The following is a 9,695-nucleotide window of genomic DNA, read 5'->3' on the forward strand; positions in this document are numbered from 1 at the left end:
CCGTCGAGCGCCGCGGCGGGGGCGGGGCCGGCGACGCGCGGCGGGGCGAGCCAGTCGGCGAGCGTAAGCCCGGTATGGTCGATCGCCTTGACGATCACCCAGCCCGCGGCGCGCGCATCGCTCAGCGCGTCATGGTGGCGATGCTCGATCCCGAGATAGCGCGCGAGCTGCCCGAGCTTGTGGTTCGCCAGATCGGGCCAGGCGCGCTTGGCGACTCGCACGCTGTCGAGCCAGGTCGTCTCGATCGCCGGGCGATCATGCACGCGGCAGGCGGCGGCGAGCGCCCCCTTGTCGAAATAGGAATGCGCGACCGTGGTCCGCCCCGACAGATGCGCGGTCACCGTCGCATGGATGTCGGCAAAGCTCGGCTGGCCGACGACATGATGCGCGGCGATGCCGTGGATCCGCGTGTTGAACGCGTGGAACTCGTCGCGCGGATCGACCAGCGTCTCATAGGCGAAGACCTCGGCACCGTTCCGGAAGCCGACGATCCCGACCTGGCAGATGCTGCTGACGCGCGCGCAGGCGGTCTCGACGTCGATCACGACGAAATCGGGCGCGGTCTCGTCAAGGTCATGGGCCAGCGGTTGCAGCGCGGTCGTCGTCAGCATGGCGTCACCTCTAGCGCCGACCCAAGCGGCACGCGATCCCCCAACACCCTCCGCATCAGCGAAGCTGGCTGTCCTTGCTGCCACGGCGGTTGAACAGCGAGGCCGCGGGCCGATCGCGACCGCTCTGGCAGGCGATGCACGTCCGTACACCCGGCACGGCCTGGCGCCGCCCTTCCGGAATGTCGTCGCCACAGGCGATGCACTGTTCCTCGCTCTCGCCGACCGGCATCCGCGCACGCGCCGCCATCACCGCATCCATCACGGTATCGTCGATCTGATCCTGCACCGCGCCATCGCGCGTCCAGCCGCCTGCCATGCTTCGTCTCCGTTCGTGCCCCGATCGTGTCAGGTTCCTGACCTATATGGGAAAGCATCGGCGGCATTGCACGTCGGCGGGTCCGGCGGCGGGGGGCTAGCGTCCTGCGGTATCCGGATCGCCGAGCGCGCGGCGCAGCGCGGTGACCTCGGCGTTGAGTGCGCGTAGCCGGTCGGGCGTCATCCCGCTGCGATCGACGATCATCGGCCCGAGGCACCCGGTACCCGCCCAGCAGGTTTGGCCCGCCGGGGTGAGCCGGACATGCATCTGCCGCTCATCCGCCGGGTTGCGCAGCCGCGTGACCAGCCCCGCCGCCTCCAGCCGTTTGGCGAGCGGCGTGATCGTGCTCGGTTCGAGCGCGAGCCGTTCGGCGATCGCGCCGATCGTCCGGCCATCCTCCGCCTCGTGCAGCGTCTGGAGCACGAGGAACTGTGGATAGGTGATGCCGAGCTGGTCGAGCATCGGCTTGTACGCGCGGTTGATCGCGATCGTTGCGGCGTAAAGCGAAAAGCAGAGCTGCTCGTCGAGCGGGAGGGGCGGGGGGACGGTATCGGATGATGGCGGTTGATCGGGCACGAAGGGGCTCCTGGCTGAACCGCCGACTTACCATGCCGATCTTTATCGTGGCAAACGACGCGGCAGACCGAAGCCCGCCGCGTCGCCTCATGCCGCGATCAGTCCTTCGCGCTGCCGGGTTCGGCCATCTTGCGATGCTGCTCGGCGAGGACCGAGCCGGGGACGACATTGGCGATCACGCCCTGCAGCTTGGTCATCCAGCCCGAGAAGACCGAGCCCTTGCCCGCCATCAGCGCGTCCCAGCCATCGCGCGCGACATCGGCAGGCGAGCGCTTGTTCGGATCGGTGCCGACATCGGTGTCGTTCATGTCGGCGCGGTCGAAGAATTCGGTGTCGACCGGCCCCGGCATCAGCGTGGTCAGCGTGACGCCGTCCGCATCCTTGATCTCGTTGCGGAGCGCTTCGGTGAAGCTGTCGATGAACGCCTTCGACCCGTTATACACCGCCTGGAACGCGCCGGGGATATAGCCCGCAACCGACCCGGTCACGAGCAGCTTGCCGTCGTTGCGCGCGACCATCGCGGGCAGCACCTTCTGTACCAGATACAGCGTGCCCATGATGTTGGTGTCGATCACCGCGCGCCAGTCGGCGACGCTCTGATCGAGGAAACCGTGTCCCAGCCCGCGGCCGGCATTGGCGCACAATATGTCGATCTGGCGCCCGTTGGTCGCCGCGAGCAGCGCGTCGACGCCGTCGGTGGTCGACAGGTCGGCCTCGAGCGCCGTTACCGTGGTCCCGAACTGGCGAAAGTCGGCCGCCGCCGCCTCGATCAGCGCCTCGTCCGCGACGACGAGGATGTCATAGCCGTCCTGCGCCGCAATCGTCGCGAGTTCGAAGCCGATGCCCGTCGAGGCGCCGGTGATGACGGCGAATTTGCCGTGTGGTGATGCTGTAGCCATGGGTCGATATCCTCTCAGTTGAAGCCGGGCTTGAGCACGACCTTGGTCACTTCGTTCTGGTCGTCGTGGAACATCTTGTAGCCCTGCGGCGCCTCCTCGAGATCCATGCGGTGCGAGATGAGGAAGGTCGTGTCGATCTTCTCCTCGAGGATCGCGTTGAGCAGTGCGGGCATGTAATGCTGGACGTGCGTCTGGCCGGTCTTGAGCGTCAGCCCCTTCTCCATGAACGCGCCGAGCGGGAATTTGTCGACGAGCCCGCCATAGACCGCGGGCATCGAGACGCGGCCGCCCTTGCGGCAGGCGATGATGGCCTGGCGGATCGCGTGTGCGCGGTCGGTGCCGAGGAAGGTCGACTTCTTGATCTGGTCGATGACGTTGTCGACGAAGAAGCCGTGCGCCTCCAGTCCGACGCTGTCGATCACCGCATCGGGACCGATCCCGCCGGTCATCGCCATCAGCGCCTCATAGACCGCGCTTTCCTCGAAGTTGATCGTCTCCGCGCCGAACCGCTTGGCGAGGGCGAGGCGCTTGGGGAAATGGTCGATCGCGATGACGCGCTCGGCGCCCATCAGGAACGCCGACTGGACCGCGAACAGCCCGACCGGACCGCAGCCCCAGACCGCGACGGTATCGCCGGGCTCAATCTGCGCATTCTCCGCCGCCTGCCAGCCGGTCGGCAGGATGTCGGACAGGAACAGCACCTTGTCGTCCTCGATCCCGTCGGGGATCACGATCGGGCCGACATCGCTGAACGGCACGCGGACATATTCCGCCTGGCCGCCCGCATAGCCGCCGGTCATGTGGCTATAGCCGAACAGCCCGCTCATCGGCTGGCCGTACAGCTCCTGCGCGATGTCCTGATTGTCCGCGGGCAGGCCGTTGTCGCACGCGGAATATTGATGCTTGCCGCAGTGATAGCAGCTGCCGCACGCGATCGTGAACGGCACGACGACGCGCTGCCCCTTCTTCAGCGTCGATTTGGGGCCGGTCTCGACGACCTCGCCCATGAATTCGTGGCCGAGAATGTCGCCCGCCTGCATCGTCGGGATATAGCCATCATAGAGATGCAGGTCGGAGCCGCAGATCGCGGTCGACGTCACCTTGATGATGCAGTCGCGCGGGTTGAGGATCTCGGGGTCGTCGACCGTGTCGACGCGGACGTCGTGGCGGCCATGCCATGCCAATGCGCGCATCAGGCGAACTCCTCGTCATGCTGTTTGCGGGTGAAGGAGCCGGTCGCGATCTCGCCGGTCTCCATCAGTTGCTTGAACCGGCGCAGGTCGCGGCGCGCCTGGATCGCGGGTTCGCGCTGGAACATCTTGGCGACGATCTTGCCGACGATGCCGGCGGGTGGATCATAGACGATCGTCGCGGTGACGACGGTGCCGCGCGCGCCGGCGTTACGAAACTCGACCCGGCCGCTGTTCGCGACATCGGCGCCGGGTTCGGACGTCCAGGCGATCACCCGGTCGGGCGTCTCGTCGGTCACGACCGCGTCCCATTCGACCGTGCGGCCGGCGGGCGCCTTGACCACCCAGTGCGACCGCGTGGCGTCGATCGGGGTGATCGACACGACGTTTTCCATGAAGCGCGGCAGGTTGGTGAAGTCGCGGAAATAGGCGAACAGCTCGGCCGCCGGGCGATTGATCGTCACCGTGCGGCCGACGATGCTGTCCCCGGTCGTGGTCGGCAGGCCCTCCGCGGCGATCGGGTCGCCCTTCTTCCAGGTCGTCGGGGGCGCGTCGTCGGTATGGTCGGTAGGGGACTGCGACATGTCCGTTCTCCTGTCCAAAGATGCTGTCTCAACGCGTCAGTCTGGCGGGGAGCCGGCGGGCGCCGGGCGGTTCGTCGCAACACAGCGACGGCTCGTCGTCGGCCGCCGGGCAAGTTGATGTCGCTCAGTCGATTTCTTGGGGCGGGGCGGCGGGGAACCCCGACGCATAAAAACTACCGACCGGTACAGAAGGCGGTTGACGTTCGGGTCGATCGGTTTGTATACCGCTCGGTATCGAAGGTTGCTCCGACGTCGGAACGACACCGTCACCACGACCGCACCCGCGCTGCCCCATGCCGTGCCGATGGACCCTCCATCGACGCAGGTCCGGTGCTGCCCGATCCGAAAGGGGATATTCATGGCCTATCTCGACCTCGACACGCAGTTCGCCGCACCTTGTGGCACGCGCAACGCCGCGCGGGTTGCAGCCGCCGCGCCGGTAAATCCGGCCGCGAACCTCGCCGCGGATCTGGCCGCCGATCTGGTGGTCGATCTCGCAGGTGACGCCGCCGACGAGACGGCGGGGTTTTCCGCGCTCGAATGGAGCGTCATCGCGCTCGCCAAGCGCGACACGCTGCGCAGTCTTGCCAGCCCCGGTCCGGTGTCGCGCGCGATGGGCGGGCTGTTCGGGCTGGGCAGCCGGTCGCAGCTCGCCGATCCGCGGCTCGAGGCGCTGCGGCGGATGGCGGTCTATGCGTGGCGGCGCGGCTTCGCGCTGCCGATGACCGAGATCCGCGCGTTTCTTGCCGCGGGGTTCGTCGAGGCGCAGATGGAGACGCTGGTCGTCAGCGTGACCGGGATGCGCGTCGGCGCGACGACGCGCGCACAGCTCGACGGCTGAGGCCCTGCGCGAGACGGCTTGACGTCACAATGTGACAGATCCACGACAGTGCCAGAGCAGGGGGCAACGACCCCTTGCCGCACAGGAGAGGATCTATGAAAACGATGTCCGCCGTCGCGGCGCTGCTGGGCACGACCCTGGCGATCGCATCCCCCGCGCAGGCCCAGACCGCGAGCGGTGCGACCGCCGCCGCCGCACCGGTCAACCGCATGGTCGTGTTCGGCGACAGCCTGGCCGATGGGGGCTATTATCTGACGCTCGACCCGCGGTTGCCGCGCGACGCGGGCAGCTTCACGACCAACCCCGATCCGGTCGCACCCGAAGTGGTCGCGGCGCGGCTCGGGCTGCCGCTGACCCCGGTCTATGGCCAGGGCGGGACCAATTATGCGGTCGGCGGCGCGCGCGTGACCGCGGCGAACGCGCTGTCGATCCCGATCACGACTCAGATCACCAACTTCCTCGGCGCGGGCGGCACGTTCGGGCCGCGCGACCTCGTCTATGTGCAGGGCGGCGGCAACGACTATTTCGCGTTCCAGGCCGGGGGCGGCGCGAACCCGGAGATCCTGACCACCGCCGCGACTCAGCTCGCCACGCAGGTCAGCCGGCTGCAGGGCGCGGGCGCGCAGCGGATCGTGACGCTCGCGGTGCAGACCGGCGGCGCGGCGGGGCTCGCGCTGTTCAACCGGACCTATGCGGCAGCGCTCGCGGCAGCGAACGTCAACGCGCTGTATTTCGATACCGACCGGCTGTTCAACGAACTGGTGACGAGCCCGGCGACCTATGGCTACACCAACATCACCGGGGTCGCGTGCACCGTGCCCTCGTCGCTCGCCTGCACGCGCGCAACCCTGGTCACGCCCAATGCGAACGAGACCTATATCCTCGCCGACAGCGTCCACCCCGCGGGCATCACGCAGCGGATCCAGGGGCAGGCGATCGCCAGCCTCGTCCAGGCACCCGATCAGATCGCCGGGCTCGGCTATGCGGCGCAGGCGATGTTCCGTGCGCAACGCGACCTGCTCGAGGGGCCCGAACGCGGCGGATCGCAGCGCGACGGTCGCGCGCTGTCGGTGTTCGGCGGTGCGGCCTATCATTATTACGCGAGTGGCAATTCGGCGCAGCGCGTCGGCATCAACGAGCGGGGCTTCAGCGGGACGCTCGGCGCGGACCTCGCGATTGGCGAAGCTCGGGCGTCGGGATCGCAGGCGCCTATTCGGACGGGACGGGCGATTTCCAGAACGGGGCGGGACGCTACAAGCCGCGCGCCTGGTCCGCGAGCGGCTATGCGCGCGGCGAGCTGGGGCCGGTCCGGCTGCTGGCGGACGGGACCTATGGCGAGATCGACTATCGCCAGATCCGGCGCAGCGTGCAGCTCGGGCCGACGATCCGCACGCATGACGGCGAGACCGACGGCAATTACGTCGCGGGCCGGATCACGGGCGCGCTCGACCTGGTCCGCACCGGCGGTCTCGCCTTCGGACCCGATCTGGCGGTGCAATATGACCGCGTCCGGCTGGCGGGCTATGCCGAGGCGGGCGGACTGTCGACCGCGGCGGCGTTCGGTCGCCAGCAGATCGAGAGCCTGACGGGCCGGTTCGGCGCGGTCGTGCGGTCGCTGCCGGGCGAGCCGGTCCGCGTCTTCGTCCGGGCAGGCTATGAGCGCGAGTTCGACGACGATCCCCGCACCCTGACGATGACCCCGACCGGCGCACCGATCCGCTTCACCAGCAGCGTCGAACGCGCCGATCGCAATTACATGAGCTATGCGATGGGGGTCGACGGACAGGTCGCCGGCGCGCTGTCGCTGCGCGCGGGCGTCGCGGGCTATGCGCTGCGCGACGACCGCGACAGTGTGACCGCGTTCGCGGGGCTGTCCGCGGCGTTCTGAACGCGGGCGTGCCGGACCGGGGCGTACGCGTCCCGATCCGGCCCGTGCGTCAGAACCCCTTCTTCAGCGACACGAACACCTGGCGCGGTGCACCGGCCAGCAGCGTCTGGTTGTCGCCGCTGGCGGTGAAGCCGTTCGAGCCGATCGTCGAGATATAGCCCTTGTCGGTCAGGTTGGTGACGCTGCCCTCGATCGACACGCCGTGAAGCGGGCCGTCCCCCTCGAAGCGGTAGCCGATGCTGGCATCGACGAGCACGCGGCCCGGCACCGACTGGTCGTTCAGATAGGTGAAGTAGCGCTTGCTCATATAGTCCGCGCCGACGCGTGCGGTGACGCCCGACTGTTCGAACACGATCTCGCCCTTGACCATGTGCTCGGGGCTGTCGACCGCGGTCTTGCCGTCGGTCGCGACCAGCACGGCGCCGCGCGCGTCGAGCACGTCGTCGGCATATTGCGAGTTGTTGTACGAATAGCTCGCGAACAGCGACAGCGGCGTGAACACCCGGTAAGTCAGCGCGACCTCCGCGCCATAGGTGCGGACGCTGCCGACATTGTTGAGCGTCGCCGGGTTGCCGATGATCCCCGCGCCATTGGCAAAGCCGAGCAGCCGGTTCGAGAAGTCGATATAATAGCCGACCGCTGAGGCCTGGACCGGGCCCTGGCGGAAGCGCAGCCCGCCTTCCGCGGTCTTCGAGCGTTCGGGCTTCAGCCGGTCGCGGATCGCGTTGAACCCGGCCTGCGTGGTCGAGAACGGCCCGGTTGTCGCCGACGAGACATAGGCGCGGACGTTTTCCTTATAGTCCGCGAACAGCTCGGTGCCCGGCGCGAGCTTGAACAGCAGCCCGGCCTGGGGCTGGAACCAGTCCTTGGCGGAGATCCGCCCGACCGCGAGCGGCGAGGTCGTCGCGGGCAGCATGATCGCACGGTTGGTGACGGTGAAACCCTTCCACCCGGCATTGAGGGTCAGCCGATCGTCGGCGAGGCGGAGCGTGTCGCCGACATGATACTGGATCGTGTCGGTGGTGTATTTGCCGTCCCATTGCGTCGCATAGGGATTGTCCTGGAACTTCAGTACGTCGCGGTTCGGCGTCGCGGTATCGGTCATGCTGTAGAAGCGGCGTGCCTGGGTGAAGCTGTTGCTTTCATACCAGCCGCCGAGCTCGAGCGTGTTCGCGCCGGTTTCATAGGCGAGGTTGCTGAGTGCCCCGCCGCGCTTGATCGCATATTCGGTGGTGCGGAAGCCGAGCGGGCTGGCGGCGGCGATCGGCGTGCCATCGGCATTGGCGGCGCCGGCCGGGGTCGGCGAATAGGGCGTGATCCACGATCCCTGACCCTTGTTGTCGTGATAATAGCCGGTGGTCCTGAGCGTCAGGCCGGGGGTGAGGTTGGCGTCGAACGTGACCCCGCCCAGATAATCGCGACGGACGCCCGCGGCGTCGAAATAGACGTCGTCGACCGTGCCGATCCCGGCGGGAAACGCGGTGCCGACGCCCGCCCAGGGCTGTGCCGCGCCGGCCGCGGCTGCCGCCTGGTTCTGCGCGACCTTCGCGATCTGCAGCGCGAGCGGATAATTGTCGGCGATGTTGTCATTGCCCAGCCCGCGGCGGCGGATGATGTCGTAGCTCAGATCCTGGTAATCCTGCTCGCGCCGGTCGGAGAAGTTGAGGAACGCCGACAGGCTGCCGAGCTGCCCAGATCCTTGACGATCTTGCCGTTCGCCTGGTGCTGGCGCTGGACGCCCGCGCCCTTGCACTTGTCGGTGGTGAGAAAGCCGTAGCTCAGATAGCCCTTCAGCCCGCCGCCGAGATCGCCGCTGTCGATCCGCGCGAAGCCGCGATAGGTGTCGTTCGAGCCATAGGTGCCGCCGCCGGTGACGTTCAGCGTGTCGCGCGGTCTGTCGCTGAAGAATTCGATCGTACCGCCGAGATTGCTGGTCGAGGCGGTGCCGAGCGCGCCCGCCCCCTGCGCCACGTCGGTCCGCGCGACGTTTTCCGAAATGATCGCGCGGCTGATGTGCAGGCCGTTGACGTTGCCATAGCTCATGTCGCCGAGCGGCACGCCGTCGAGCGTGAAGCCGAGCTGGTTCTGGTTGAACCCGCGCAGCGAGATCCGGACCGCCCATTCATAGGCGCCGAACGGATCGGCGGCCTGGAAATTGACGCCCGGCAGCTTCTCGATCGCCTTCAAGGGGCTCGACCCCGGCGTCAGCCGCGAGAGATCAGCGCCGGTCACGCTCTGCACCTGGCGGCTCTCGCCAAAGCCGAGCACGACGATCTCGTCACCCGGCGGCGCGTCGGCGGCGGGCGTCGCGACCGGCAGCGTCGCAGGGTCGCCTGCGGTCTGCGCGGCCGCCGGCGCCGTGACTGCGATCGCGACCGTGGCGACGCCCGTGAGCAAGGTGGAGAGATAGGTCATGAAGCGTCCCCTTGGCCGCGACCGCGCAGCCTCGGGGGGATCCATTAACCAGATCCGTGACGCCCCCGCGTCGTTACGGTGACGGTTCGATGTCGCCGCCGCGATGCCCCGTTGCAGCCCGCGCATCCGGTCGCGCATTCTTTTCACTTATCGCACAGTCGCTTGGGACCTATCGGGCCGGGTGAATGCGTTGTGCATCTTCGTGCACGCGAAAGATCGTCACAGAACGATCGCCAACAGGGACTTCGACATGACTGCCTATCGTACCGCGCTGGCGCTGGCCGCCTCGACTCTCGCTTTCGTGGCCGCGCAGGCCGACGCGCAAGTCGCGCCCGCGCCTGCGGAGGCCGTGCAGGATGCACCCCGCCGGCCGTG

10 protein-coding genes and 1 pseudogene are annotated in these 9,695 nt (G+C 67.9%); 3 read left to right on the forward strand and 8 right to left on the reverse strand.

Annotated features, from left to right (window positions below; genetic code table 11):
* The 6 genes from NI18_RS12935 to NI18_RS12960 form a co-directional block, all read right to left on the reverse strand.
* A partial coding sequence (locus NI18_RS12935; RefSeq protein WP_306286404.1) for an exonuclease domain-containing protein occupies nucleotides 1-611 on the reverse strand: 611 nt, incomplete at its 3' end.
* Nucleotides 612-666: 55 nt separating this feature from the next.
* On the reverse strand, nucleotides 667-927 hold the full coding sequence (locus NI18_RS12940; protein WP_031439716.1) for a DksA/TraR family C4-type zinc finger protein: 261 nt from the start codon (nucleotides 925-927) through the stop codon (nucleotides 667-669).
* Between the two features lie 96 nt (nucleotides 928-1,023).
* Nucleotides 1,024-1,503, reverse strand: coding sequence for a MarR family transcriptional regulator (locus NI18_RS12945; protein ID WP_037530285.1), 480 nt, complete (start codon nucleotides 1,501-1,503; stop codon nucleotides 1,024-1,026).
* Between the two features lie 98 nt (nucleotides 1,504-1,601).
* Nucleotides 1,602-2,402, reverse strand: a complete 801-nt coding sequence (locus NI18_RS12950) for an SDR family NAD(P)-dependent oxidoreductase (protein WP_037530287.1) — start codon at nucleotides 2,400-2,402, stop codon at nucleotides 1,602-1,604.
* A 14-nt stretch (nucleotides 2,403-2,416) separates the two neighbouring features.
* On the reverse strand, nucleotides 2,417-3,595 hold the full coding sequence (locus NI18_RS12955) for a zinc-dependent alcohol dehydrogenase (RefSeq protein WP_037530290.1): 1,179 nt from the start codon (nucleotides 3,593-3,595) through the stop codon (nucleotides 2,417-2,419).
* A complete protein-coding gene (locus NI18_RS12960; protein ID WP_037530291.1) occupies nucleotides 3,595-4,176 on the reverse strand; it encodes an SRPBCC family protein in 582 nt (193 codons plus the stop codon). Before NI18_RS12960 ends, NI18_RS12955 begins: the two co-directional genes overlap by 1 nt.
* Nucleotides 4,177-4,534: 358 nt before the next feature.
* Here NI18_RS12960 and NI18_RS12965 point away from each other — a divergent pair, with 358 nt between their 5' ends.
* From NI18_RS12965 to NI18_RS25070, 3 genes and pseudogenes are all read left to right on the forward strand, one after another.
* Nucleotides 4,535-5,017, forward strand: a complete 483-nt coding sequence (locus NI18_RS12965) for a hypothetical protein (protein WP_037530302.1) — start codon at nucleotides 4,535-4,537, stop codon at nucleotides 5,015-5,017.
* A gap of 209 nt (nucleotides 5,018-5,226) precedes the next feature.
* Nucleotides 5,227-5,673, forward strand: a pseudogene (locus tag NI18_RS28055) (SGNH/GDSL hydrolase family protein); the annotation flags it as partial.
* Between the two features lie 152 nt (nucleotides 5,674-5,825).
* Complete coding sequence (locus NI18_RS25070; RefSeq protein WP_157840530.1) at nucleotides 5,826-6,905, forward strand: autotransporter outer membrane beta-barrel domain-containing protein; 1,080 nt, start codon at nucleotides 5,826-5,828, stop codon at nucleotides 6,903-6,905.
* Nucleotides 6,906-6,954: 49 nt separating this feature from the next.
* On the opposite strand, the gene NI18_RS12980 is transcribed toward NI18_RS25070, so the two are convergent.
* Both NI18_RS12980 and NI18_RS28060 read right to left on the reverse strand, forming a co-directional pair.
* Nucleotides 6,955-8,583: a TonB-dependent receptor gene (locus NI18_RS12980; protein WP_347574856.1), complete on the reverse strand. Its 1,629-nt coding sequence runs from the start codon at nucleotides 8,581-8,583 to the stop codon at nucleotides 6,955-6,957.
* Nucleotides 8,529-9,320 carry a TonB-dependent receptor plug domain-containing protein gene (locus NI18_RS28060; RefSeq protein WP_347574855.1) on the reverse strand — a complete coding sequence of 264 codons (792 nt, stop codon included), beginning with the start codon at nucleotides 9,318-9,320 and terminating at the stop codon, nucleotides 8,529-8,531. The genes NI18_RS12980 and NI18_RS28060 overlap by 55 nt, the downstream gene beginning before the upstream one ends.
* Nucleotides 9,321-9,695 lie beyond the last annotated feature (375 nt).

The sequence above is a fragment of the Sphingomonas sp. Ant20 genome (assembly GCF_000783375.1).
GTDB classification, from domain to species: Bacteria; Pseudomonadota; Alphaproteobacteria; order Sphingomonadales; family Sphingomonadaceae; genus Sphingomonas; species Sphingomonas aerolata.

Bases quoted from the DNA above. Each gene is read 5' to 3' on its own strand.
- NI18_RS12940 (WP_031439716.1), bottom strand. From the start codon at position 927: ATGGCAGGCGGCTGGACGCGCGATGGCGCGGTGCAGGATCAGATCGAC.
- NI18_RS12950 (WP_037530287.1), bottom strand. From the start codon at position 2,402: ATGGCTACAGCATCACCACACGGCAAATTCGCCGTCATCACCGGCGCC.
- NI18_RS12955 (WP_037530290.1), bottom strand. From the start codon at position 3,595: ATGCGCGCATTGGCATGGCATGGCCGCCACGACGTCCGCGTCGACACG.
- NI18_RS12960 (WP_037530291.1), bottom strand. From the start codon at position 4,176: ATGTCGCAGTCCCCTACCGACCATACCGACGACGCGCCCCCGACGACC.
- NI18_RS12965 (WP_037530302.1), top strand. From the start codon at position 4,535: ATGGCCTATCTCGACCTCGACACGCAGTTCGCCGCACCTTGTGGCACG.
- NI18_RS28060 (WP_347574855.1), bottom strand. From the start codon at position 9,320: ATGACCTATCTCTCCACCTTGCTCACGGGCGTCGCCACGGTCGCGATC.